General features: G+C 41.9%; 25 protein-coding genes. 12 read left to right on the top strand and 13 right to left on the bottom strand.

Going from position 1 to position 26,345, the window contains the following annotated elements:
• Window positions 1-210: 210 nt before the first annotated feature.
• The gene (fbp, locus tag OCV27_RS01755; RefSeq protein ID WP_125319647.1) at window positions 211-1,224 is read left to right on the top strand and encodes a class 1 fructose-bisphosphatase; all 1,014 of its coding nucleotides are present in this window, start codon (window positions 211-213) and stop codon (window positions 1,222-1,224) included.
• A gap of 209 nt (window positions 1,225-1,433) precedes the next feature.
• On the top strand, window positions 1,434-1,961 hold the full coding sequence (ppa, locus tag OCV27_RS01750) for an inorganic diphosphatase (RefSeq protein ID WP_125319648.1): 528 nt from the start codon (window positions 1,434-1,436) through the stop codon (window positions 1,959-1,961).
• Between the two features lie 37 nt (window positions 1,962-1,998).
• Here ppa and OCV27_RS01745 read toward each other — a convergent pair whose 3' ends face one another.
• The 3 genes from OCV27_RS01745 to tamA are packed head-to-tail and all read right to left on the bottom strand — an operon-like array spanning window position 1,999 to window position 7,828.
• Window positions 1,999-2,346 carry a gamma-glutamylcyclotransferase family protein gene (locus OCV27_RS01745; protein ID WP_125319649.1) on the bottom strand — a complete coding sequence of 116 codons (348 nt, stop codon included), beginning with the start codon at window positions 2,344-2,346 and terminating at the stop codon, window positions 1,999-2,001.
• A 20-nt stretch (window positions 2,347-2,366) separates the two neighbouring features.
• Entirely contained in the window at window positions 2,367-6,125 is a 3,759-nt protein-coding gene (gene tamB / locus OCV27_RS01740; protein WP_125319650.1) for an autotransporter assembly complex protein TamB, read from the bottom strand.
• Window positions 6,122-7,828, bottom strand: a complete 1,707-nt coding sequence (gene tamA, locus OCV27_RS01735; RefSeq protein ID WP_125319651.1) for an autotransporter assembly complex protein TamA — start codon at window positions 7,826-7,828, stop codon at window positions 6,122-6,124. Before tamA ends, tamB begins: the two co-directional genes overlap by 4 nt.
• 120 nt (window positions 7,829-7,948) lie before the next feature.
• Between tamA and msrA the strand changes: the two genes are divergently transcribed.
• The 8 genes from msrA to OCV27_RS01695 all read left to right on the top strand — a co-directional run bounded on the left by msrA (window position 7,949) and on the right by OCV27_RS01695 (window position 14,201).
• The gene (gene msrA, locus OCV27_RS01730) at window positions 7,949-8,578 is read left to right on the top strand and encodes a peptide-methionine (S)-S-oxide reductase MsrA (RefSeq protein ID WP_125319652.1); all 630 of its coding nucleotides are present in this window, start codon (window positions 7,949-7,951) and stop codon (window positions 8,576-8,578) included.
• A 214-nt stretch (window positions 8,579-8,792) separates the two neighbouring features.
• Complete coding sequence (locus OCV27_RS01725) at window positions 8,793-9,341, top strand: YtfJ family protein (protein WP_125319653.1); 549 nt, start codon at window positions 8,793-8,795, stop codon at window positions 9,339-9,341.
• Window positions 9,342-9,414: 73 nt separating this feature from the next.
• Window positions 9,415-9,717, top strand: coding sequence for a DUF2607 family protein (locus tag OCV27_RS01720; RefSeq protein WP_125319654.1), 303 nt, complete (start codon window positions 9,415-9,417; stop codon window positions 9,715-9,717).
• A gap of 60 nt (window positions 9,718-9,777) precedes the next feature.
• Window positions 9,778-10,389: a zinc uptake protein ZrgA gene (gene zrgA / locus OCV27_RS01715; RefSeq protein WP_125319655.1), complete on the top strand. Its 612-nt coding sequence runs from the start codon at window positions 9,778-9,780 to the stop codon at window positions 10,387-10,389.
• A gap of 55 nt (window positions 10,390-10,444) precedes the next feature.
• Window positions 10,445-11,152, top strand: coding sequence for an ABC transporter ATP-binding protein (locus tag OCV27_RS01710; protein WP_125319656.1), 708 nt, complete (start codon window positions 10,445-10,447; stop codon window positions 11,150-11,152).
• Window positions 11,149-12,408, top strand: a complete 1,260-nt coding sequence (locus OCV27_RS01705) for an ABC transporter permease (protein WP_125319657.1) — start codon at window positions 11,149-11,151, stop codon at window positions 12,406-12,408. Before OCV27_RS01710 ends, OCV27_RS01705 begins: the two co-directional genes overlap by 4 nt.
• Window positions 12,409-12,410: 2 nt before the next feature.
• Window positions 12,411-13,004, top strand: coding sequence for a DUF3299 domain-containing protein (locus OCV27_RS01700; protein ID WP_245986636.1), 594 nt, complete (start codon window positions 12,411-12,413; stop codon window positions 13,002-13,004).
• A gap of 300 nt (window positions 13,005-13,304) precedes the next feature.
• Window positions 13,305-14,201: a TIGR03899 family protein gene (locus OCV27_RS01695; RefSeq protein ID WP_125319658.1), complete on the top strand. Its 897-nt coding sequence runs from the start codon at window positions 13,305-13,307 to the stop codon at window positions 14,199-14,201.
• A gap of 108 nt (window positions 14,202-14,309) precedes the next feature.
• Here the strand turns inward: OCV27_RS01695 and pgi are convergent, their stop codons facing one another.
• Window positions 14,310-15,962, bottom strand: coding sequence for a glucose-6-phosphate isomerase (pgi, locus tag OCV27_RS01690; RefSeq protein ID WP_125319659.1), 1,653 nt, complete (start codon window positions 15,960-15,962; stop codon window positions 14,310-14,312).
• Window positions 15,963-16,255: 293 nt separating this feature from the next.
• Between pgi and OCV27_RS01685 the strand changes: the two genes are divergently transcribed.
• Window positions 16,256-16,702: a secondary thiamine-phosphate synthase enzyme YjbQ gene (locus tag OCV27_RS01685; protein WP_125319660.1), complete on the top strand. Its 447-nt coding sequence runs from the start codon at window positions 16,256-16,258 to the stop codon at window positions 16,700-16,702.
• A 54-nt stretch (window positions 16,703-16,756) separates the two neighbouring features.
• Here OCV27_RS01685 and alr read toward each other — a convergent pair whose 3' ends face one another.
• Together alr and OCV27_RS01675 are read right to left on the bottom strand one after the other, a co-directional pair.
• Window positions 16,757-17,845 carry an alanine racemase gene (alr, locus tag OCV27_RS01680; RefSeq protein WP_125319673.1) on the bottom strand — a complete coding sequence of 363 codons (1,089 nt, stop codon included), beginning with the start codon at window positions 17,843-17,845 and terminating at the stop codon, window positions 16,757-16,759.
• A gap of 12 nt (window positions 17,846-17,857) precedes the next feature.
• Window positions 17,858-19,270 carry a replicative DNA helicase gene (locus tag OCV27_RS01675; RefSeq protein ID WP_125319661.1) on the bottom strand — a complete coding sequence of 471 codons (1,413 nt, stop codon included), beginning with the start codon at window positions 19,268-19,270 and terminating at the stop codon, window positions 17,858-17,860.
• Between the two features lie 172 nt (window positions 19,271-19,442).
• Here OCV27_RS01675 and OCV27_RS01670 point away from each other — a divergent pair, with 172 nt between their 5' ends.
• Complete coding sequence (locus OCV27_RS01670; RefSeq protein ID WP_125319662.1) at window positions 19,443-20,207, top strand: DUF481 domain-containing protein; 765 nt, start codon at window positions 19,443-19,445, stop codon at window positions 20,205-20,207.
• A 49-nt stretch (window positions 20,208-20,256) separates the two neighbouring features.
• Here OCV27_RS01670 and rplI read toward each other — a convergent pair whose 3' ends face one another.
• From rplI to fusA, 7 genes are all read right to left on the bottom strand, one after another.
• The gene (gene rplI, locus OCV27_RS01665) at window positions 20,257-20,709 is read right to left on the bottom strand and encodes a 50S ribosomal protein L9 (RefSeq protein WP_125319663.1); all 453 of its coding nucleotides are present in this window, start codon (window positions 20,707-20,709) and stop codon (window positions 20,257-20,259) included.
• Between the two features lie 33 nt (window positions 20,710-20,742).
• Window positions 20,743-20,970, bottom strand: a complete 228-nt coding sequence (rpsR, locus tag OCV27_RS01660) for a 30S ribosomal protein S18 (protein ID WP_000090472.1) — start codon at window positions 20,968-20,970, stop codon at window positions 20,743-20,745.
• Between the two features lie 103 nt (window positions 20,971-21,073).
• The gene (rpsF, locus tag OCV27_RS01655) at window positions 21,074-21,454 is read right to left on the bottom strand and encodes a 30S ribosomal protein S6 (protein ID WP_125319664.1); all 381 of its coding nucleotides are present in this window, start codon (window positions 21,452-21,454) and stop codon (window positions 21,074-21,076) included.
• 211 nt (window positions 21,455-21,665) lie between these two features.
• Window positions 21,666-22,142, bottom strand: a complete 477-nt coding sequence (bfr, locus tag OCV27_RS01650) for a bacterioferritin (protein WP_125319665.1) — start codon at window positions 22,140-22,142, stop codon at window positions 21,666-21,668.
• Window positions 22,143-22,219: 77 nt separating this feature from the next.
• Window positions 22,220-22,408, bottom strand: coding sequence for a (2Fe-2S)-binding protein (locus tag OCV27_RS01645; RefSeq protein ID WP_125319666.1), 189 nt, complete (start codon window positions 22,406-22,408; stop codon window positions 22,220-22,222).
• A gap of 343 nt (window positions 22,409-22,751) precedes the next feature.
• Entirely contained in the window at window positions 22,752-23,936 is a 1,185-nt protein-coding gene (gene tuf, locus OCV27_RS01640) for an elongation factor Tu (protein ID WP_125319293.1), read from the bottom strand.
• Between the two features lie 154 nt (window positions 23,937-24,090).
• The gene (gene fusA / locus OCV27_RS01635; RefSeq protein ID WP_125319292.1) at window positions 24,091-26,190 is read right to left on the bottom strand and encodes an elongation factor G; all 2,100 of its coding nucleotides are present in this window, start codon (window positions 26,188-26,190) and stop codon (window positions 24,091-24,093) included.
• Between the last annotated feature and the right edge of the window lie 155 nt (window positions 26,191-26,345).

The following is a 26,345-nucleotide window of genomic DNA, read 5'->3' as shown; positions in this document are numbered from 1 at the left end:
TCAATCTTGCTCTGGTTATTAGGTATAAATACAAAAATTTCAAACTCTAGTTAAAATTTTTACTACGTAACAAATAAAACGAGATCTTCGTCAGTTAGTTCATTACCAATAATAAGAAATAGCTTTTAGAATAGGGCTTGGCTAAATAGTGTTCCGTCAGAGAACACCAATGCCAAAACCCTACTATTGAAGCGACTTAAAGGAAAAAACATGTCTGGAATGCGCACCCTTGGTGAGTTCATTGTTGAGAAACAAGCAGACTTCCCTCACGCTAGCGGTGATTTATCATCCCTACTTTCATCTATCCGACTCGCGGCTAAGATTGTGAACCGTGAAATCAATGCCGCAGGGCTTGGTGATATTACCGGAGCCGTTGGGAGTGAAAACATCCAAGGTGAAGACCAGCAAAAACTCGATGTTTACGCCAATGACAAGTTCAAAGCGGCATTAGAAGCCCGAGATCAAGTGTGTGGTGTAGCAAGTGAAGAAGAAGATGAAGCCGTAGCTTTCAGTAAGGAACTTAACAAAAATGCTAAGTATGTAGTGCTAATGGACCCACTCGACGGCTCTTCAAACATTGATGTAAATGTATCAGTGGGTACTATTTTCTCTATCTATCGCCGTGTCTCACCCATTGGTACTCCTCCGACCCAAGAGGATTTCCTTCAACCTGGAAACAAACAGGTGGCAGCAGGTTACGTCATTTATGGTTCATCAACCATGCTGGTATACACAACGGGCAAAGGCGTAAATGGTTTTACTTACGATCCATCACTGGGAACCTTCTGCCTCTCCCACGAAAATATGATGATCCCTGACGACGGCACTATCTACTCGATCAACGAAGGTAACTACATTCGTTTCCCTATGGGTGTCAAAAAGTACATTAAGTACTGTCAAGAAAACGCTCCTAGTGAACATCGCCCCTATACCTCACGTTATATTGGCTCTTTAGTAGCCGATTTCCACCGTAACCTCCTAAAGGGCGGCATCTACCTTTATCCAAGTACTCAAAGTCACCCGAATGGAAAATTGCGCTTACTCTACGAATGCAACCCAATGGCTTATATCATTGAGCAAGCGGGGGGGGTCGCATCAGATGGGAAAACCCGCGTTATGGATATAAAACCTACAGAACTACACCAACGTGTGCCTTTCTTCGTCGGCTCAAAAAACATGGTCAAAAAAGTAGAAGATTTTCTACAGAACTACCAGGAAGATTAAAGTAAAAGGTGCCATGAGGCACCTTTTTAACATTTTTTCGAACCAAATATCGACTTACTCAGTTTACAAAAAACCGAGTTTAGCAGTAAGGTATTGCGATCTTATATAGCCTAAGTACTTCCGAAGGCTGACGTTAAAGTTTCAAGCGACACTTCGCAGAAAAAGAAACGATCCCTAAAAGAAGTCAATACAAACAAGGAACTTTGCTAATGAGTTTAAACAATGTACCTGCGGGTAAATCTCTTCCTGATGATATCTATGTCGTGATTGAAATCCCAGCCAATGCAGATCCAATTAAATATGAAGTGGACAAGGAATCAGGCGCTGTCTTTGTTGACCGATTGATGTCTGCACCTATGTTCTATCCATGTAACTATGGCTATGTCAATCACACTTTATCACTTGATGGTGATCCCGTTGATGTGCTTGTTCCAACGCCACACCCTCTCATGCCAGGATCAGTGATTCGCTGCCGTCCAGTTGGTGTATTAAAAATGACAGATGAATCTGGTGAAGATGCGAAAGTGGTTGCCGTGCCGCATACTAAGCTTTCTAAAGAATATGACCATATTCAAGATATCGACGATCTACCTGAACTTCTTAAAGCGCAAATTACACATTTCTTTGAGCACTACAAGCAACTTGAATCTGATAAATGGGTAAAAGTAGATGGCTGGGAGAATGCAGAGTCGGCAAGAAAAGAAATCCTGGAATCTTACCAACGAGCACAAAAATAATCTTAACAAGAACTTATTTGTGCTCTTCTTAAGCTACCTATACCCTTTGGCTCCAATCGCCTGATGAAATAAGCGTGTCGAGTTTACCGCTATTTTGATAAAGGTAAATCCACGCTTTTCCAAAGGGTGTTTCAATCTGCTCTCGTCGGTATTCAACCGGAACATCTTCTAACTGATCAAGCTGACTAAGCGTCTGCTCATTGATAAGGTAGACTTCACCTAGGATAGAGTCATGCCCTTCAACCACTGCTGGGTATGTGCCAAGATCATGTAAAGCATAGTGAGGTAAGGTTTCAAATTGCCCCAAGCATTGATTTCCCGCGATGTAGTTATGGTTTCTTTCTCCTTGCTTCAGCGTCCCATACACGAAAACTAAATGCTGCATCCTAATACCTCACTTTCTAGTTAATTAAACTCAAACTGATAGAGCAGATCAACGGCACTATCCAACCCAGATATGGCCTCTACATAAAGATCTTGCATTAGGCGATAACGGACCGTGAACTCTCCAACAGAGTCGAAAATACCTACACCATATTTAACTTGTAAGCCCGGTAAAACGTAACCACTAACGGTAACTTGTGAGTCATCACCAGAACCAGCCGTATCAAGTTGTAAATCCTGAACACCAAATGCTTCACCTATTTCACCCACAACTCGGCCACTCTTAGCTAAGCTTAGGCCAATTAAGGTGGAGGTCACGGTATTACCACCCGACTCTCCATCAATATCTTGGCCTCGTAATAAATATGACAGTGCATTTGCTTGAGGTAAACTGGGCTCAGAGAAAATAGTTACTGTCGGCTCATCGACGGGTCCAACAACCTTAATCCCGGCCGTATACCCTTTTTGGGTATTGTCCGGATTACGAATTGCGGTAATTTGCACAAAAGGCTGATCAACAGGTCCGTTCATCAAGATCTTTCCTTGTTGAATTATCAAGTCTTGACCAAAAGACCTATAAGAACCATCAATAATATTAACCTCTCCAGTAACAAATGGTCCTTTGTCTCGCTGCGCTACATTTAAATTTCCTGATAAATCCCCTTCTAAACCAAAAGCCGATAGCTTAAAGTCTTCACCAATACTTATGTTGACGTTAGTTTGAACACTAAAAGGCATTTTAGTATCAGAGTCTTTGGGTTTTAGCCTATTATTTAGAATCACCTGATCTTTCGACACTCCAATCGCACTAGGTGGCAACTCTTCAACCACAATTCTTCCCCAAGGCAAAGATACAGTCCCGTCAATACGTGCTTGTTTGGGAGAAGCCGATATCGTCATATCAGGTATGACCTTCACCTTAACCATAGGCGGAAGATTTACCATAAGTTCATCAGCAAATACTCGCATCTTGGTCTGCCAATTTTTGAGATCTCGCCAATTCGCATCACCAGAGGCTTGCAACTGACCATCCGGTGTATTAATCGCAGCAGATAAACTTGCACCATAACCAAAGAAATTAATCTCGACCTTGCCTGAATTAACCTCAACTGGGGTAATTTCACCTTTAATGAAAATATCATCAAGCAAGAACTGCCCCTTTACCTCAGGTTGCATTACTGGACCAGTAAAGGATAATTTAGTGTTTAATGTCGACTTAAACTGACTATAATCTCCTAAAAAAGCGTCAAGAAAGTCCAATCTGAGATCCTGAAGTTGAATGTTACCATCTAATAATTTGTTGTCGTCGATGACATTGGCAACCTTAGCTGTACCCGAGAAGTTCCCGTTATCACTTAAATCAATTAACCAATCTGCTGAAAGCGTATTGTCTTTCAATCCAGCCTTAACTGAAACCTGCTCCCAGCCTAATTGAATTGGATGAGAATTATGGTCTTTTACCATGCCTTGAGCCATATCTAGATCAAGTGTTATTTGAGGTGGCGTATCAGGAGCCCAATTCGCCATAGCAAAGAGATTCAGATCACCTTCAAGCTCAGTCTTTGAAGGTAGAAAAGTATTCAATTGCTCAAAATCCAAGTTTGTTATGGAAACTTGAGCTTCACCACTTTTACCTGCGATCATGTCTTTATCTAAACAGATTGAAGAACCGGACTGCTCCCAACAATGAGCGGCAACAAAAGCCTGCTGAGACTGAGCAGAAAATTCAACTTGGGTAGGTTGTTCAAGAGTCCACATCCCTTGTTTAGATGCGATAAACATTTCATCTAAAACTCCCTTCCAAACCAATTCGGGAGTACGCTCTATTGCGCCTTGTACAGTAAACTTGGTCGAGGCTATATTCGACTTTAGATCAAGGTTAAGTGTATGTTTTTGCTCGTCACCTTCTGCATTAAGCAAAACATGATCGATATAATAATTCTGATATTTAACGCCCAATACAGATAGCTTTATATCAGCTGAGAGTTTAGAAAGTGGAGATAACTCTCCTTTTAACTCAACATCTTGGGCGTTAGTTTCTTCTCCCCATCCCACATCACTAGCATTAAGTTTAAGATCAATGACAGGCGCTTCTACACTGCCTTTGAGTGCAATGTCACCTTGTACATCTCCATGTAAATTAGGCACTGATAATGACATATCAGGGAATGATACCTTTACTTGCACATCGGCCTTTTGGTCAATGATGCCCTTCGCCTTCACAAAGTTTGGCCCATGAGATAATGCAAGCCCCGAGGTTATTAGCTTTAACTCTCCCGATCCTACTTTATCCGACACTGAAAACTGGCCATCAAGGTTAAGAGGGTAACCACGAACAACACCATCTATATCTAACTTCGGAAGTATAACTTGCCATCCTCCTTGATCGGTCAATGAGCCTGTTGTCATCAAATGACCACTCACTTTTCCTTCAGCTTCTTGCCATTGCAACCCAGGCTGTATATCCCGTAATAAGAGATCAGCAGACCAATTAATTGCAGCCTGCCAGTTCGCCATAACCTTGCCAGAAATTTCCCCATCCAAGGTCTTCACTGACAGTGTTTGTAACTCAACTTGGTTTAAATCGCCTTTACCAAGGATATTGAGCTGCGTATCTGGCACTGCCTTACCTGAGATAGCTGAAGTAAGATCGATATTATACCCATCTAGAGATCCCTTAGCATTTAGCCTACCGACAGAAACAAAGTAATCCCCTTGCCCCAGCAAAGGCCATTGAGCCTCTGTTTTAGTCACTGATACATCAAACGACATATCTGTTGTTAATGGCTGCAAAAAGGCTTTGATATTCCCTTTTACTAATCCGCCTAACTCTGCGTTGAGAGTAAGATCTGCGATACTACCCGATGCTGTGAGCTTAAGGGTTTGACCTTTAGCTACAGGCTGTTTGATGGTAGTTTCTAGATCCAAAATAATAGGATAGCCACCAACTAAAGTTACCGCGCCAGTCAATCTTCCTTCAAGTTCTGGTGTATCAAGTTGCATCATTGGTATAGTGATTTTTGAACCTATAGCTTGTGCTTCTACGCCTAAATGGTTCACAACAACTGGAGTATCTTGGACCAAAACGAAGTCATTAACATCCAGTCGGGCTAATTCAATTTGCAGTGGTAAGACAATCTCTGGCAATTCGATTTCGTGCTGACGACTTGTGGAAGTCTTGTTTGGGGATCCTGCGCTACTTTCTTCTTCTACTAAAGTGAGCTTAGTGCTGTTTAACGACGTTTTATCTATGCTTAAACGTTCCCCCACAAAGGTTAATCCACTAACAAAAGACCCGATTTGAGCCTGATAACCGAGAATATCGAGATCAACATCAGACAAAGCCAAGCGTTTCACGCTAAGAGGTATAGGAGAATGAATATTAGCACCATGACCGGTTTTAGGATCTGAAGGTGCATCAGAGTGTGACGGCACTAGAGGCATCGAAAACTTTACTCCATCAAGAGTAAGCTCATCAACACAAATACTTGGCTCTATTAAGCATGAGGCATCTAGCCCAAGAGTCATAGAACGTGCACTGATATCCAGATTCAGTGTCTCATCTTTAAATCTGAGTTGATTAAGTGTAAAGCGCGAAAAAATAGCACCAGAATAAGACTCAACGCTCAGTTGTGGTAACGACTTTTCTGCCGCCCAAATCACTAGTTTTAACCCAGATGGTGTAAACAAAATCACAGACAAACCAATGGCAACGAGGAGCATCAAGCTCACTAGAACAATTGAAAGCCATTTTGACCACCTTACAACAAACTTGGTCATAACTCTGGACCCAATGTGAAATGGATTTTAAACTCATCACCTGGTACAGCATCTAGTCCCCAAGCAAAGTCCAAGCGTATTGGACCAACGGGAGATTCCCAACGAATTCCAACCCCCGTACCGTGCTTAAAATCTGGCTCATCGTTAAAAGCATCACCATAATCATAAAAGAGAGCCCCCCACCAATTACCATATATCCGATATTGATATTCAAGCGAAGAGGTCGCTATATACTTTGCACCTGTCAGTGCGCCACTGCTATCTTTGGGGGAAATTGATTGATAATCATAACCACGTAAGTTGTTATCACCACCAGCAAAATACCTCAAAGATGGGGACAACATGTCAAAATCTTCTGTTAGGTTCGCCCCCCCATCTAAACGAAAAATACCCCTATGATTTCGACCTGCACTACGAATCCAAGTCATCCCACCCTGAATGCGAACAACCTTAGTCTCAGATAATACTCTGTCATCACCGACCTCAAGCATCAGAGTTTGTCTATCTCCCCAACTCGGCATAGCACCGCCACGAATTCGACTACGACTAAAACTCACACCAGGTAGTAGGAATTGCCCAGAGTCATCCTGCAAACCCTGCTCGTAGTTTTCCAACAAATAACGAATAAAAAGGGTTCGATGCCAGCCATTATCAAGCAGCCAGTGGCGCTCTAGGGCCAAATTCGACTCCAAACTTTGAGTATCTCGATTGTCGCGATTCTTCATACCGTACTTGAGTTGATAATACTCATTGAGAGCATCTTCTAGCGGGATCTTATAACCCGCTGTCACTGTTTGTTCAGGATCTGAAAGCGAAAAACTACTATTGAAACTATGCCCACTACTGTTCACCCAAGGTTTTTTCCATTTGAGCGACCCTTTTACTCCGATATCCGTCGAATACCCGAGACCTGTTTCCAACTGATTTTTTGCTTGAGGGGCTAACGCTACTCTCATTGGTAATTCTCTTCCTTCTCCTAATTGAGAAAGATCAGGCTCAACGAAAACAGAAGAAAACCAATCCGTACTCGATAGATTTTGATTATATTCACCCACAGCAGAAGCTAAATATGGATCGCCTGCTTGATAAGGTGATAATGATTCGACACGCATCAAATCTATCTGACTGCCAATAATAGTATTTTGGCCAAATACATAACGAATGCCACTATCAAAGTGAAGTCGGATAAAGGCTTGATTTAAATCTGGCGCTACCTCAAGTCGACTCAAGGTATAATCACCATCAAAATAGCCCTTCTGGAGAGCAATATTACGAATGCGCGATTTTAGGCCATCATACAGGTTGTGATTAAGCACCTGCCCTTGTTCAAGTCCACTTTTTTCAATCAGCTTTTTGAAAGCTTGATCATCACGCGCCTCACCATTTAACTGTATATCGACCAGTGCGATCAATACTGGCTTTCCGGGCTTAATAGTTATGACTAACTGCTTATCTGCTTCTATCTCAAAGGAAAAATTAGGGTGATAATAGCCAAGAGCATTAAGCGCTTCAGTTAAGCGCTTCTCTATTCGAGCTTGAAACCGTAAGCCAGTACTGTAGTCTTCGGTAGGGATAGCCTGAAGATATGTCTCAACATTCTGCTCCAATTCTCCTGATATTCCGCGAATCGACAACTCCACCTCTTGGGCTAAAGCAGAAAAACTGCTAAAAAGTAGCATCATTGGAAAAATCGGTCTTATCATGGTCTATTAATGGCCTAAATGTATTAACGGAATAATAACGCCACTCAAAAAAGATGTCTGTACGAAAACAGTCAATTAAACGGTCTACTCCCAAGAATATTGCTAATAAGGAGATTCATCATGCTCGACAAACAAACTCAAGTGACAGCCCAGCAAGCTCTTCCCGGTCGTGCCCAGCCACTTAAAGTTGAAGATAAACATTTTGTTAATCAATCAAGCATCACAGCAACTCCTGCAAAAAACTGCCAAGAGATTTTGTTTGCTATGGGGTGTTTCTGGGGAGCTGAGCGCTTGTTCTGGCAACTAGAGGGGGTTGTCTCCACCTCGGTTGGATACGCTGGTGGCTTTACACCAAATCCAACATACGAAGAAGTATGCTCAGGTCGAACAGGCCATACTGAAGTCGTTAGAGTCGTCTTTGACCCAAATATAATTCCTCTTCAACAATTACTGCAAATTTTTTGGGAACAGCACAATCCAACTCAAGGTATGCGCCAAGGTAACGACATGGGAACTCAGTACCGTTCAGCTATTTATGTATACAGCGATCAACAACTCAGTTATGCCATCGAATCCAAAAAAGAATATCAAGAATTACTCGGGCACAATGATGCAAATATCACAACTGAAATCTCAAAGGTAGGTAAATACTATTACGCCGAAACCTATCACCAACAATATTTGGCCAAGAATCCCAATGGATATTGTGGCCTCAATGGTACCGGTGTTTGCTTTCCGCCAAGCGTCTAGTGTATAAGCCAGCTTTGCGGCTGGCTCTAGCACTCAGCAAAACGTTTAAGACACCCCACCTTTGAATGCACAAGGTTTGATTAACAAATACGTGATAGAACCAACAACAGCTTAGCTCACAATTATGCAACAAAGTTTTCTAAGCTGGTTAGTAACTTTCCCACTAAATATTTTTCAGTATATAATTTATGCGCTTATAAGAAGGATAAATTAAATGAAAACAAAAACGCTGATTTCTTTGGCAATGGTATGCACTTTCTCAGCTTCAGCACATAACCTAACCGTAGATGAACCATTGCCTGCTGTTGATGTGGCTAGCTACGGTGAAATCATGGTCAAAGGTGATGATATAACCTATCAAAAATGGTCATCACAAGATATGTTGGGTAAAGTGAGAGTCATACAAGCCATCGCTGGTCGCAGTAGCTCAAAAGCACTCAATCAACCATTAATGACTGCAATTACAGCATCTAAGTTTGCCCAGGATAGTTATCAAACTACATCAATCATTAATCAAGATGACGCTATCTGGGGAACGGGCTCTTTTGTAAAGTCTTCGGCAGAAGATAGTAAAAAAGATTTCCCATGGTCTTCTATGGTGCTAGATGAGGATGGTGAGGTAGCTAAAGCTTGGGATTTGAAGGAGGAATCGTCTGCGATCATAGTGCAGAATAAACAAGGAAAGGTTCTTTTTGTTAAAGAAGGTACCCTCGCTCAAGATGAGATTGAGCAAGTTTTGGCTTTAATTAAAGATAACCTTTAGGGTTAATTTGAGCATAGCACTTCTGTTTGTTTTGTTATAACATAACAAGTTATTTTATGTCGAATTAAGTGCTATGACCCTCACTCATCAATCAAGAATAAGACACTCAAGCACACTCGTCGCTATTGTCATCGTGCTCATGCTATGGATGAGTTTAGCTTACATTACCCACCAGTATCAATTCGACGTATCTCAACACAGTGACCATCAATGTCAACTTTTCTCATGTTTACAGCATGGTTTTAGCCATAGCCAAACCGTCCTAGTTGATAACCCCATAAATGACATTTTTGGTTTTAGCTCAAGCTACCATTTGTACAGACGAACTGTGCTTGGCTATCTGGCTCGCTCACCACCCGTAGACCTAATTAAATGAAGCATAAATCGCTATAAAAACATCACAACATGTTTAAATGACCATTGATTAGGATTCACAATGTATTCAATAACAAAAATCGCAGCAATTATTGGCCTTACTTTAAGTACATCCGCGTTGGCTAATGAAGAATTTCGCCAACATGAAGCCCATCAACATGGCCACGTTAAGCTAAATATCGCCCAAGAAGGTAATAAGTTACTCATGGAAATTAATGCTCCTGGGGCGGATGTATTAGGCTTTGAACACGCCCCTAAAGATGTGCAGCAGCAACAGGCTCTTGAACAAACGATTAAACGCTTAGAAAACGCAATGTCTCTATTTACACTCACATCGGATGCAGGATGTGAGGTCAAGCACCAATCAGTGGAAAACAACCTAAGCGACAATGAACACAATGGTCATGATGGTCACGATGGTCACGATGGTCACGATGGTCACGATGGTCATGCAAACGATCACGAAGAGCATCATCATGACCATAAAGGTGGCCACGGTGAGTTCACCATCGAATATCATTACCAATGTAAGAACTTAGAGGCCCTATCTTCGATCAACACACAGTGGTTCACCCATTTCCCAGCGACAAAATCATTAAGTGTTAATCTAATAATGGACGAGGTTCAGACAGCTTTAAAGCTATCTCCAAGTAATACAAAAATTTCACTTTAAGTTTTCTTTAGCCTGAAGGTTCTAGCTTTCAGGCTTTTTTGTTCAGGTCATGTCGATGATAAAAAATACCAATAATGGTGTTGTCGAGTTGGATCAGGTCACTTTTACTTGGCCAGGCAATAATACACCAACACTAAACCTAGATAGTTTATCTATCCTAAAAGGGGAGCACCTGTTTATCAAAGGTCCTAGCGGTTGTGGAAAATCAACCTTGCTCGGGCTACTAACAGGTATCCATACAATAAATACCGGAAAGCTACAGGTATTAGGTAAAGACCTCTCTCAGATGCTGGGTAGCGAACGGGATAAATTCCGAGCCGATAACATTGGATATATCTTTCAACAATTTAATCTACTTCCTTACCTTAATGTGATTGAAAACGTCACTCTTCCTTGTCAGTTTTCAAAACTGCGCAGATCTAAGCTTGAAAAAACACTTACCGAAGAAGCAAAAGATTTGCTAAACAAACTTCACCTGCCAGAACATCTAATGCACAAACCTGTGGTTGAATTAAGTATCGGTCAACAGCAACGTGTTGCGGCAGCACGAGCATTAATTGGCAAACCTGCATTAATCATTGCAGATGAGCCCACTTCTTCACTTGACTACGACAACCGTAGTGCCTTTATCGAGCTGTTGCTTGGTCAAATAAATCAAGCTCAATCAAGCTTGCTGTTTGTCAGCCACGATCCAACCTTGGAAAGCATGTTCGATCGAACCTTAAACCTTAATCAAATTAACCAAGCAGGAGTAAAGTCATGACCACAACACTTATGCTTGCTTGGAAGAGTGTCCGCAATCGCAGGGTCACTGCGATGTTAACCATCTTGACAGTCGCTATCTCAGTCATTTTGTTACTTGGAGTCGAGCGTGTTCGCACTCAAGCAAAAAACAGCTTTGCTAATACTATTTCAGGGACGGATCTCATCGTTGGCGGTCGCTCGGGACAGGTCAACTTACTGCTTTACTCTGTCTTTCGTATTGGCAATGCCACCAATAATATCGATTGGAAAAGTTTTACAGAGTTCAGCAATCACAACGCGGTAAAATGGGCAATTCCAATTTCTTTAGGCGATTCACATAAAGGGTTCCGCGTTATGGGGACCAACCACAGTTACTTCGAGCACTATCGCTATGGGAAAAAACATCCGTTAGTGATATCCAAGGGCAAAGAGTTCAATGGATTATTTGAAACCGTCATCGGTTCAGATGTGGCCCAAAAATTAGGCTACCACATTGGAAGTGATATCATTATTGCCCACGGGATAGGTGATGTCGGATTCAGTCGTCACGATAACCTGCCCTTCAAAGTCGTTGGTATCCTTGCACCAACCGGTACTCCAGTAGATAAAACAGTGCATGTATCGCTTGAAGCAATTGAAGCGATACATATAGGCTGGGAGTCTGGTGCACACCTCGGCAACACCCCGAGTTCCGAGCAATTAGAGAGTCAGAACTTTCAGCCCAAGCAAATCACTGCAATGCTATTAGGCCTTAACTCTAAAATCCAAGCTTTTTCATTGCAGCGTCAAATCAATACTTACCCCAAGGAACCACTTAGCGCAATTCTCCCAGGCGTTGCATTGCACGAATTATGGGGAATGATGTCAGTTGCAGAGCAAGCATTAATGGTTATTTCGGTATTTGTTGTTATTGCAGGATTACTTGGCATGCTTTCGAGCCTACTAACTAGCTTGCATGAACGCCGCCGTGAAATGGCGATTTTGCGTGCAATGGGAGCAAGGCCAAGACACATATTATCGTTACTTGTACTCGAAGCCAGCACACTCACCTTCCTTGGGCTGATTGTCGGCGTTGCTATCTTATATGCCCTATTAGCTATCATCGCGCCACTTATTCAACAGAACTACGGAATTAACATTGAAATGGTCGCCTTATCTCATTATGAGTGGAAGCTACTTGCGGCGGTACAATTAGCGGGTACAGTGATAGGCTTCATACCAGCACTTCGTGCTTATAAACAGTCACTTAGTGACGGAATGACGATTCGAGTTTAAATATGAAAAAACTATTAATCATGCTCTTTATTACCATTGGCTCATTGGCCACTGGCTTGGTGAGTGCTAAAGAAGATACTGCCAAAAATGCTACACAGAATGCAATAAAGACTACCACCGAAAATACAGTCAAGAATCCGAAAAAAGATGTTCAGGTAAAAACTAAAAAAGATACCCTTAAGCTAGATTGGATAGACTTGATTCCTAAAAGTGAACGTAACCAGTTAGACGCTCAAGGTATGCCTATGGCTAATCACTCAGGCAAAGCTGCCCAACAATCATTGACAGGCAAAGTACGTCAAGATCTTAATGGCAGCAAGGTCAAAATTCCGGGTTTTGTGATTCCCTTAGAAGGCGATGCGAATAAGGTCACTGAATTCTTACTCGTCCCATACTTTGGGGCATGTATCCATGTACCACCACCGCCGCCAAATCAAATTGTCTATGTGAAATTCCCCAAAGGGGCTCCAGTACAGCAACTTTGGGATGTAATTTATGTCGTTGGGAAATTAAAAACAGCGAGCATGAGTCACGATCTCGCTGAGACAGGCTACATGTTGGAGGGCACTAGCATTGAAGAATATGATGACTACTAAAAAGTCTAAAACTTATTAACAAATAAGTAACCTGTCAACTATCCGTTTTCTTTACACATATCTAGACAGATAAACCAATACTGCCAGATAAACAAAGAATAATAAGGTAAGTGACAGGTGCTTTTTCAGTCTATTATCATTTAAAAATCTCATGAACCCTCCAAGCATCTACAACAATTTTAACAAGTTATTATCATTTGGCATAGCGCCAATTTTCAAAGATTGCTCACAGAGTTTCTCTGGCGGCTCAGCCCGTTAAGAGGTAAATTTAAAAGATGTCAATTTCTGCTAGGTATTTACATGTCCGAGAAACAAAAACCTGTGGTTATCGATCATGAGCCAAGCGCTGAGTCGCGACATGAAAAGAAACCTAATTACATCAAGGATAGCTCAAGTCGCATCCTGAGCATTGCTCAATCTCATGGACTAGATGCATTACTGCAAAAAGACTCTCCAGAAAAAACCGCATTGGAGCGAGCCTTAATTCGTGAGCGGCGGCAAAAAGAGTTACAACAGAAAAATCTCGAGCAAATTCTTAAGCTGGCGCATCTATCATGTAAAGATGAAACAGCTAGTGACCCAGATCATGACTGGCTACAACGCTTCTTCAACATGGCTCAGGAAGTACACAGTCCTTCCATGCAACGTCTTTGGGCCCAAGTGCTCAAACGTGAAGTAACCAATCCTGGTTCTACTTCCATGAAAGCCTTAAAAACGCTCAAGGATATGTCACCCAAAGAAGCCCAAGTTCTACAACGAGCCGCTTCCTTAGCCTGTAGTTTTGGTGGAGATAGTAGTCGTAAACTGCTGATAGGATTTCGTGCTCAAGGGGGGATTTTTAGCTTTAGCAAACGCAGTATTACAGGCAACATCAATGTGGGTAGTTTTAAGTTGCCTTATTCAAGTCTATTGGTTTTATTCGAGCTAGGTTTAATGCACGGCACAGAACTAGAATCAGGGGAAATTGAATTAGACTCACCTTTACCACTTGCCTACCAAGGCAAGCAGCTTTCACTTCAAGCACACACTAAAGGGGTTCGTCTGCTTTATTATCGATTTAGCCCAACAGGTAATGAACTATGCAAACTGCTGGGGAACAAACCAAATATGCAATATTACGATCAATTAGTCGCCTTGCTGGGTCAAAAGTTCGCAACCCATACTGACACTCAGGCCAGCATTGACCATACCGTCTAATCAGCTAACAACCTGCACACTATAAAACGCCAGCTAAATAACCGGACGTTTTATAAGCAATTGATTAGGTGGTACTTTTCATTCAGGACATCAAGAATAACTCAAACCTTAAGCTTTAAAGGCTTTGAAAGCATTGATTAAACCATTAGTTGAACTATCGTGAGTGGTGACTTTGGATTCACCTACAAGTTCAGGCAAAATTTGATTAGCAAGTTGCTTACCTAGCTCAACTCCCCACTGGTCAAAACTAAAGATATTCCAAATCACACCTTGAACAAAGATCTTATGTTCATACATTGCGATAAGATTACCTAGCGTACGCGGCGTAATTTCTTTCAGCAAAATAGAATTGGTCGGACGGTTGCCTTCAAATACTCTAAAGGCAACCAAATCTGCCATGTGATTTTCAGTCTTACCAGCTTTGGTAAATTCTTCCTTCACAGCAGATTCACTTTTACCAAACGCTAACGCTTCAGTTTGCGCAAAGAAATTTGACATCAATTTCTGGTGATGATCACCAGCAGGGTTATGACTTTTCGCTGGCGCAATAAAATCACAAGGGATGAGCTTAGTACCTTGGTGGATTAGTTGATAGAAGGCATGCTGACCATTAGTACCCGGTTCACCCCAAATAATAGGACCGGTTTGATATGTCACAGCTTGTCCATCACGATCAACATACTTACCGTTTGATTCCATATTACCTTGCTGGAAATAGGCCGCAAAACGATGCATATATTGATCATAAGGCAGAATTGCTTCTGACTCAGCACCATGAAAGTTGTTGTACCACACGCCAATCAGAGCAAGAATAACTGGGAGGTTATTTTCTAGTTCAGTCGAGGAAAAATGATTGTCCATTTCATGTGCGCCTTCAAGAAGCGCAACGAAATTGTCAAAACCAACGGCAAGCGCAATTGATAGACCAATTGCAGACCATAAAGAATACCGGCCACCTACCCAATCCCAAAACTCAAACATATTGTCAGTATCGATACCAAACTCAGAAACAGCCGTTGCATTGGTAGACAAGGCAGCAAAATGCTTGGCAACATGGGCCTCATCACTTGCTACATTAAGGAACCAATCACGAGCTGTATGCGCATTGGTCATGGTCTCTTGAGTGGTAAAAGTCTTAGAAGCAATCAAAAACAAGGTTGTCTCAGGGTTTAAAGGCTTTAGCGTTTCAACAATATGAGTACCATCTACGTTCGATACAAAATGGAGATTGAGATGGTTTTTATATGGAGCCAAGGCTTCTGTCACCATATAGGGGCCAAGATCTGAGCCACCGATACCAATATTGACAATATCCGTAATCGCTTTCCCTGTGTACCCTTTCCAATCACCTTCAATCACACGCTCAGTGAATGATTTCATTTTGTCTAACACAGCATTGACAGCAGGCATAACGTCTTCACCATCAACCAAAACAGGTTTGTTACTTCTGTTACGCAGCGCTGTGTGTAACACAGCACGCCCTTCCGTTTGGTTGATGGCTTGGCCACCAAACATAGCTTGAATAGAGGACATAAGCTCAGTCTGGTTAGCCAAAGCGAACAAATGCTTGAGAGTTTCGTCATTGATTAAGTTTTTCGAATAATCAACAAGAATGTCAGAACCAAATCGAGCAGAGAATTTTTCAAATCGAGCCTCATCTTGAGCAAATAGCTCCTGTAGGTCCATATCTTGTGCTGACTCAAAGTGCTCTGTAAGTGCTTTCCAGGCTGGTGTTTGCGTTGGATTAATATTTTTCAACATGGTGACGATCCCGATGTTAGAGTAGATATAATTCTACTTGGTTTGGTCAAGATAATGAGGAGAACTGCGACCAGTAGCAGCCCCAATAAAGCAAAATAGTCCTGTTCTTACATCTAAACAAGTGAACAAAACTTGGTAATAAATTTTCAAACGACATTATGACTAGGTCAGAAACTGTATTATTGAGTTAAATCATAATAGTTAATTACTCAACTATAAAACTTGAAATAATTCCTAACACTAACGATACCGACAATGATGTCATTTGCCAAATAGATTTTAGAGGAAGCAACATGTGGAGCCAAAAGAGCATTCAACTCAAAACAAAAACACGTGGTTTTCACCTCATCACCGATGAAATAGAACAACAATTACCCGAAATAGCATCGATTTCTGCCGGAATATTACAGTTATTTATCCAGCATACTTCGGCAAGCCTCAGCATTAATGAGAATGCTGACCCTACAGTGCGTCATGATATGGAAAAGCATTTCAATCATTTTGTACCTGAAAGAGCGAAGTACTATCAACATGTCTACGAAGGAGACGATGATATGCCAGCGCATATAAAAGCATCAATCATTGGAAGTAGTGTCGCTATTCCTATCAAAGGTGGTCAATTGGCATTAGGGACATGGCAGGGGATCTATTTAGGAGAACATAGAAACAGTGCGCAAAGCAGATGTGTTATCGCTACTTTGCAAGGTGACACAGCCCAAAAAATAGCCCCACCTACGTAGGGAAGCCATTGATTAAATGATATTTTTTTTCAAATCATTGTGAGTGGTTGACTTTTAACTTTTGCTGGCTTTAACGTATTCCATTTCAACTCTAGATGTAAGTTTAGTAACTAGCTCATAAGCAATAGTTCCAATGTGGTTAGCAACCTCTTCAGCCGGAAGATCTTTACCCCATAAAATAGCTTCATCGCCGACTTTATCAGCAGCATCAGCCCCTAAGTCAACTGTTAGCATATCCATAGAAACACGCCCAGCGACAGGAACCTTACGCCCATTAACCATTACAGGGGTTCCATTAGGGGCCATTCTCGGATAGCCATCACCATAGCCAATCGCGATTACACCCACTTTAGTATCGCACTGAGAAGTCCATACCCCACCATACCCAACACTCTCACCGGCTTTAACCTCTCGGACAGCAATCAAATGAGATTTTAAAGTCATCACAGGCTTATAACCCATTTGCTCAGCCGTTTTATCATTAAATGGTGAAACGCCGTACATTATGATCCCAGGGCGAATCCAATCCAGTTGGCTCTGAGACCAAGCCAAAACACCTGCTGAAGCAGCTAAAGAGCGCTCACCCTCACACCCTTGGGTTAAAGACATAAATAGCTCTATCTGCTCTGTTGTCGTAGGTTTATCTACCTCATCAGCACATCCAAAATGACTCATATAACGTAAAGGCTTTGCAACATTTGGACAGGCTTTGAGACGAGAAACAAACTCTTGATATTGCTCAGGTCTGACACCAAGCCGATGCATGCCACTGTCTATCTTTAGCCATACAACGACTGGGGCTTCTAACTCCGCCGCTTCTAATGCATTAAGCTGCTCTTTACAATGTACTACTGACTGAATATTGTTAGTCACCAGAACAGCCAAGTCACCTGATGAATAGAAACCCTCCAGTAACAAAATTGGTTTCACAACGCCACTAGCACGTAGTTGTAGCGCTTCCTCTATTCTCGCAACACCAAATGCATCAGCACCTTCTGCATTAGTGGCAATATGCCGCAAGCCATGTCCATAGCCATTAGCTTTTACCACAGCCATAACTTTACTTTTAGGTGCTTGAGACTTTAGCTGTTTGAGATTGTGTTTTAATGCGTCTAAATCAATGCACGCAGTTGCTGCTTTCATATAACTCATGTGTTATTCATCATCCACATCAAATGCAGGACCGGCATAATTATCAAAGCGTGACCATTGTCCTTGGAACGTCAGTCGCACGGAACCTATAGGCCCATTACGTTGTTTACCTAAGATAATTTCAGCCGTTCCTTTCATCGGGCTATCAGGGTTATAAACCTCATCTCGATAGATAAACATTATTAAATCAGCATCCTGCTCAATAGAACCTGATTCACGTAAATCAGAGTTGACTGGGCGCTTGTCTGCACGTTGTTCTAATGAACGATTCAGCTGGGACAGAGCAACCACTGGGACATTAAGTTCTTTCGCTAAGGCTTTTAATGATCGTGAGATTTCGGCAATCTCTAGTGTACGGTTTTCGGTAATAGATGGAACACGCATTAGTTGCAGGTAGTCAACCATAATCATTGACAAACCACCGTTATCACGTGCAACACGACGAGCTCTCGAACGAAGTTCTGTCGGGGTTAGACCAGAGCTATCATCAATAAAGATATTCTTCTTTTCCATTAATAACCCCATGGTCGAAGAAATACGAGCCCAATCTTCGTCGTCCAGTTGACCAGTACGGATTTTAGTCTGATCAACTCGAGAAAGTGACGCTAACATACGCATCATCAACTGCTCTGATGGCATTTCTAAAGAAAAAATTAATACTGGCTTATCTTGTGACATAGCTGCATTTTCACACAAGTTCATCGCAAATGTCGTCTTACCCATCGAAGGACGCGCAGCGACAATGACCAAATCAGAGCCTTGCAAACCCGCTGTTTTTTTATTTAAGTCAGTAAACCCTGTCGTTACACCAGTCACACCATCTTGGGGCGATTTATATAAGATTTCTATCCGTTCAAGCGTTTTTTCAAGTATATTGTCAACATTTTGCGGACCATCACTATCACTGGTCCTTGATTCAGCAATAGCAAATACTTTACTCTCTGCCATATCCAACAGATCTTCCGAAGAACGACCTTGAGGATCGTAACCTGCGTCTGCAATTTCATTTGCAACACCAATTAGGTCACGAGTCAGTGCGCGTTCAGCCACGATATCTGCATAGGCATTAATGTTAGCGGCACTAGGAGTATTTTTCACCAAGTCCGCAAGATAAGCAAAACCACCTACATCATCAAGTTGTTCACGTTGCTCTAGGAACTCTGATAAAGTGATCAAATCGAGCGGATCGCTTTGTTCAAGAATGACTCGAGAGGCTTCAAACATTAAGCGATGAGGCCGGCTGTAAAAGTCCTTAGCGACAACACGCTCAGCGACAGTATCCCAACGCTCGTTATCAAGTAATAAACCACCAATAACGGACTGCTCGGCTTCTATAGAGTGAGGAGGGGCTTTGATTACGTCCACTTGGGCGTCTATTGGCTTTTTACTACGATTATCGGTTTTAGGATCTGCCATGTTAGTGCTCAGCAACTGAATTTTGATCGCTCATTATAGCTAGAATGAACCTGATGTCTGTAATAAACAAGGAGTTTAAATGCTTCTCGTGTAGAATTAACTTAGATATGACTGAAATTATATAAAAACTCCCTACTATTCACCCAATACCATGATTAAAAAGAGGCAGTGAGTGACAAAACTTTGGCTCATAACAACTAGCCTACTGCTTAGCTCCATCGTTTATGCGGATGAAGCAGAACAAAGCCAAGATAAGATTGACATACCCTCCCCTTGGAAAAGCGAAATTGAGTTCGGTTACCAGTCGCACACAGGAAATACTGACTCACGCTCAGTCAATTCACGGCTAAGTGCTGAATACCTCTCTGGGCGCCACCGAACGACAGGGGAATGGAAATATTACCAGCTTTACAAAGATGGTGAAGAAGACAAACGGCAATCAACATATCTAGCACAAAGTGACTATAAACTAGGGCCGAAAACATACCTTTATGGAAACTTCCAAGGTGTCGATTCTCGCTATAGTGCTTATTTTAAAGACTACACGCTATCTGGCGGGTTAGGCTACCAATTTTACAATACCGACACTTTTATTCTTGAACTAGAGCTTGGTCCAGGTTACCGCTACCAAGAGCCAAACACAGATGAGATTGACGACGACGATTTAGCCTTTGATGAACAAGTCGAAGAGGTCATATTCCGAGGCCACGTAAAAACTGGCTGGCATATTACTAAAAACTTAGATTTATCGGCAGGTGTAACACTGGTGGCAGGCGATAGCAATGTGAGAACAGATACGGAACTAAATGCAACCAATAATATCAATGAATATATTGCCCTAAAAATTTCGTATTCTCGGCAATATCATGATCGAGTACCGGAAGGCTTACAAAATTCCGACAGTATTTTCTCAATCAATCTATTGTTTTCGCTATAAAAAAAGCACCTCAACGCAGAGGTGCTTTTTTATTAAGTTTGATACTAATTTACTTAGCAGCAACAACCTGAAGAGTAACAGTAGCGAAAACTTCAGAGTGAAGTTGAACGCTAATCTCGAACTCACCAGTATTACGTAGTGCACCTTCTGGAAGACGAACTTCGCTCTTAACGACTTCAACGCCAGCTGCATTAATTGCGTCAGCGATGTCACGAGTACCGATAGAACCGAACAGTTTACCTTCGTCACCTGCTTTAGAAGCGATAACAACAGCTTCAAGAGCGTTAACTTTTTCAGCACGTGCTTCTGCAGAAGTAAGTTGCTCAGCAACTTTAGCTTCTAGCTCAGCACGACGCGCTTCGAACATTTCAACGTTAGCTTTAGTCGCCATAACTGCCTTAGCTTGAGGGATAAGGAAGTTACGAGCATAACCAGATTTAACGTTTACAGTGTCACCAAGACCACCTAGGTTACCGATTTTATCAAGTAGAATAACTTGCATTGTTTAATCCTCTTTCTTAATAAAACGAACCGATTACTGATGCTTGTCAGTATACGGTAGTAGAGCTAGGTAGCGAGAACGCTTAATAGCGCGAGCTAGTTGACGCTGATATTTAGCACTAGTACCAGTGATACGGCTAGGTACTATCTTACCGGCTTCAGTGATGTAGTTTTTAAGAGTTGCTACGTCTTTGTAATCAATCTCTTGTACGCCTTCTGCAGTAAAACGACAGAATTTACGACGACGGAAGAAACGAGCCATGGGCTATCTCCTGATCTTAAATTTGATTAAAGTTGTCTGCCTAAACTAGAGTACAGAATATATTCTGCTCCTAAATTAGGCTGAGTACTAAATCTGAGTAAAATTACTCAGCAGCAGCTTCTGGCTTAGCTTCAGTACGCTCTTCGCGACGAGGAGCACGCTCTTCTCTCTGCTTAAGCATAATGGATTGCTCAGTGATAGCCGCTTTAGTACGCATGATCATGTTACGTAGAACTGCATCGTTGAAACGGAAAGCTGTTTCTAGCTCATCGATTACAGCTTGGTCAGCTTCAACGTTCATTAGAACGTAATGAGCTTTATGAAGCTTGTTGATTGGGTAAGCCAATTGACGGCGGCCCCAGTCTTCTAGACGGTGGACAGTACCACCAGCTTCAGTGATTGAACCAGTGTAACGCTCGATCATGCCAGCAACTTGCTCGCTTTGATCAGGGTGCACCATGAATACGATTTCGTAATGACGCATTGGTTGCTCCTTACGGATTATTCAGCTTCCACAAATGGCTCAGTCATCCACAGGAAGCAAGGAACTAAAGATAATTGACTGAGATTAAGGAGCACGAATGGTACAGAAACAAAGCAGTTTAAGCAAGAAAAATATAAAGCGGCTAAATAGTAAGCGTCATCATTTACGACCGCTTTTCATTCTTAGGACTGTAATAAGTTAGTATGCCGAATTAATCTTCATCAACATACTGAGCTTGAAGGTAATTTTGAATCCCAGTCATTGCAATCAAACCCAGTTGGGTTTCTAACCAATCAACATGCTCTTCTTCATCTTCCAATATTTCTTGGAATATATCACGCGACACATAGTCATGGCTGTCTTCAGCATAGGCAATAGCTGATTTAAGATCGGGAATCGCCGCCATTTCTAACTTAAGATCGCACTCGATCATTTCTTTGGTATCTTCACCAATCATTAATTTACCAAGATCTTGTAAGTTGGGGATACCTTCCAAGAAAAGGATACGTTCAATTAAATGATCCGCATGTTTCATTTCGTCAATAGACTCATGATACTCCTTATCAGCTAGATGCTTTAATCCCCAATCTTTATACATTCGCGCATGAAGAAAATATTGATTTATCGCCACTAGCTCATTACCGAGAATTTTATTTAGATGTTGAATTATGATGGGATCGCCTTTCATTACACACAACCTCTCTTTTTGGTCCAACTTAAACTGTAGAACCAATTTAGAGAGTGTCAAAATACGTAAAATTATCGCTAGCTAGCTTCAGATAGCTCTAAAATTTCTATTTCGTTTAAGATTTCTTTTGTCATCTTGATACATTTACCACATTGACTACCAAGCGCAGTACATTTCTTGATGTCTTTAATATCTGTTATGCCTTCTTCCAACATCAATTTTTTAATTTCTTTATCAGAAATACCATGACATAGACAAACATACATAGATAAAACCTATAATAAAAACCATAACGGTAATACAAACGATAATAACTATTATTACCAACAATTAAATAAATAATCTAAGAATGATTTGTTATATAAGAAGGACTGAAGTAAAGGCTCAGAATAGTTACCAGTATGGCTATATTTTTTTCTACATTAAATAAAAAAATAAGTTATTGATTAGTTTTCAAAAAAAAGAATAATTATTTAATTATTCCAATCACAATCGTATCATTTTTTTTATAACCAAATAATAAAAAGAGAAGCCGAAGCTTCTCTTTTTCTAGATGTGCTTTTCTTCAAACATGAAGAAGAGGACAAGATTTCAAATAATTGCTATGAATTAGTCGAAGATCTTAGCAACAACACCAGCACCTACTGTACGGCCGCCTTCACGGATCGCGAAACGAAGACCATCATCCATTGCGATTGGGGCGATTAGCTCTACAACCATCTTGATGTTATCGCCTGGCATTACCATCTCTACGCCTTCTGGTAACTCGATGTTACCCGTTACGTCAGTTGTACGGAAGTAGAACTGTGGACGGTAACCTTTGAAGAATGGTGTATGACGACCACCTTCATCTTTAGACAGTACGTATACTTCAGACTCAAACTTAGTGTGTGGAGTGATTGAACCTGGAGCCGCTAGTACTTGACCACGCTCTACTTCATCACGCTTAGTACCACGTAGTAGTGCACCAACGTTCTCTCCCGCACGACCTTCGTCTAGAAGCTTACGGAACATTTCAACGCCTGTACATGTCGTAGTTGTCGTCTCTTTGATACCAACGATTTCTACTTCATTACCTACGTTTAGAATACCACGCTCAATACGACCTGTTACTACTGTACCACGTCCTTGAATTGAGAATACGTCTTCGATTGGCATTAGGAATGGCAAATCAATTGCACGCTCTGGCTCTGGGATGTAAGAATCTAGAGCTTCTGCTAGTTCAACTATCTTCGCTTCCCACTGCTCTTCACCATTTAGGGCACCTAGTGCTGAACCTTGGATTACTGGTAAGTCATCACCTGGGAAGTCGTACTCAGAAAGCAGTTCACGTACTTCCATCTCTACTAGTTCTAGTAGCTCTTCATCGTCTACCATATCACATTTGTTCATGAATACGATGATGTATGGGATACCAACCTGACGGCCTAGTAGAATGTGCTCACGTGTTTGTGGCATTGGGCCATCAGTTGCAGCAACAACTAGGATACCACCGTCCATCTGTGCAGCACCTGTGATCATGTTCTTAACATAATCCGCGTGTCCTGGACAGTCTACGTGTGCGTAGTGACGTGATGGTGTGTCGTACTCTACGTGAGAAGTAGCGATTGTGATACCGCGCTCACGCTCTTCTGGAGCGTTATCGATCGATGCGAAGTCTTTCGCAACACCGCCGTACACTTTGGCAAGAGTTGTACAGATTGCAGCAGTTAGAGTTGTTTTACCGTGGTCAACGTGGCCGATAGTACCAACGTTTACGTGCGGTTTCGTACGTTCAAATTTTTCTTTAGACACGATCGTGTTCCTTCCTAGTTATGATTCGCCGCGAACGTTATTGATCACGACGCGCCAGAATTTGCTATTTTATGCGCCAACGTTCGTCAGCGCAATATTTGGACGTATTGATCTTCAAAAAAGTCTTGCTATTTTTAAAGGTTAATACGTTTTTTTAGTAACCACGCTCTGCAATGATTGTGTTTGCAAAGTTCTTAGGCACTTCAGAATACTCATTAAATTCCATAGAGTATGATGCACGGCCTTGAGTTGCAGAACGCAAATCAGTCGCATAACCAAACATTTCAGATAGAGGTACTTGAGCGCGAATGATTTTAATACCCGCCACGCCTTCATCCATACCTTCGATCATGCCGCGACGGCGATTCAAATCACCAACAACATCACCCATCCAATCTTCAGGGGTAGTTACTTCAACATTCATCATTGGTTCAAGCAGCACAGGGCTCGCTTCTAATGATCCCTTCTTGAATGCCATCGAGCCAGCGATCTTAAACGCTACCTCATTAGAGTCGACATCATGGTATGAACCATCAAACAATGTTGCTTTAACATCTAGCACTGGATAACCAGCTAGAACGCCACTGTTCATTTGCTCTTCGATACCTTTCGATACCGAACTGATGTATTCCTTAGGAACCACACCACCCACAATTTCGTCAACAAAGACAAAACCTTCGCCAGGTCCAGACGGCTCCAGTTTAATCCATACGTGACCATATTGACCACGACCACCAGATTGACGTATAAATTTACCTTCCACTTCCGCACTACCGCGGATAGTTTCTCGATAAGCCACCTGAGGTTTACCAACATTGCAGTCAACACTGAATTCACGCTTCATACGGTCAACAATGATATCTAGATGAAGCTCGCCCATACCAGAAATCAATGTTTGCCCTGTTTCATCATCCGTTTCTACTCGGAAAGAAGGGTCTTCTGCTGCTAGTTTTCCTAGAGCAACACCCATTTTCTCTTGATCAGCAACAGAACGCGGCTCTACAGCAATTTGAATCACTGGTTCAGGGAACTCCATGCGCTCCAAAATCACCTTATGGTGCTGATCGCACAAGGTGTCGCCTGTCGTTACATCTTTCAAACCAATCGCAGCAGCTATATCACCAGCACGGACTTCTTTAATTTCATCACGTTTATTGGAGTGCATTTGCACGATACGACCAAAACGCTCTTTTTTCTGTTTAACCGAGTTGTAAACAGCATCACCAGAGTTAACTACTCCAGAATAAACGCGCATAAAGGTTAACGTACCTACAAACGGGTCAGTCGCGATTTTGAACGCTAGAGCTGAAAACGGCTCATTGTCGTCTGCATGACGTTCAATTTCGTTATCTTTCTCATCAACCCCTTTGATTGCAGGTACATCGACTGGAGATGGAAGGTACTCAACAACAGCATCCAATACCGCCTGTACGCCTTTATTCTTAAATGCACTTCCACAGGTGGCAAGTACAATTTCGTTATTAAGTGTACGTGTACGCAATGCTTGTTTAATTTCAGCTTCTGATAACTCACCTTCTTCAAGGTATTTATCCATCAACTCTTCGCTTACTTCTGCCGCTGATTCAATAAGATTATTTCGCCATTCCTCAGCAAGCTCTATCATATCTGCTGGGATGTCTTCATAAGTGAAGGTGGTACCTTGATCTGCTGCATTCCAGTTGATCATCTTCATCTTGATAAGATCAATAACACCTTGAAAATCTTCTTCTGCTCCTACATTAAGCTGGATGGGAACAGGCGTTGCACCAAGACGGTTTTTAATTTGATCAACAACACGTAAGAAATCAGCACCGGCGCGGTCCATTTTGTTAACAAAGACCATGCGAGGTACGTGGTATTTATCTGCTTGACGCCAGACTGTTTCAGATTGAGGTTCAACACCTGATGAACCACAAAAAACAACAACGGCACCATCCAGCACGCGCAAAGAGCGCTCCACTTCGATAGTAAAGTCTACGTGTCCAGGAGTATCGATGATATTGATGCGGTGATCTTGGAATTGTGCTTCCATACCACGCCAAAAAGTTGTTGTCGCTGCTGAGGTAATTGTGATGCCACGCTCTTGCTCTTGTTCCATCCAGTCCATGGTGGCAGCACCATCGTGAACTTCACCAATTTTATGAGAAAGACCAGTGTAGAACAGAATACGTTCACTTGTGGTTGTCTTACCTGCGTCTACGTGAGCAACAATACCGATATTTCGATAGCGCTCAATAGGTGTTTTACGAGCCACGCTTGAATCCTCTTGAATTAGGGACTATTGCTATTCCTAGTTGCATCATTACTGGCTCTGAGCAGTTTTTCTTTGTTCTAGATATAGCAATAGTTCCTAAGCTTACGCATAGGAACTAGAGTTATACCGCGAGGAATCTCGCGGTAATGAAAGGT

Origin of the sequence: Vibrio pectenicida, from assembly GCA_024347015.1 — a bacterium.
GTDB lineage: Bacteria > Pseudomonadota > Gammaproteobacteria > Enterobacterales > Vibrionaceae > Vibrio > Vibrio pectenicida.
Note: the sequence above shows the minus strand (reverse complement) of the source record. Positions and strands in the feature narration are given on the sequence as shown.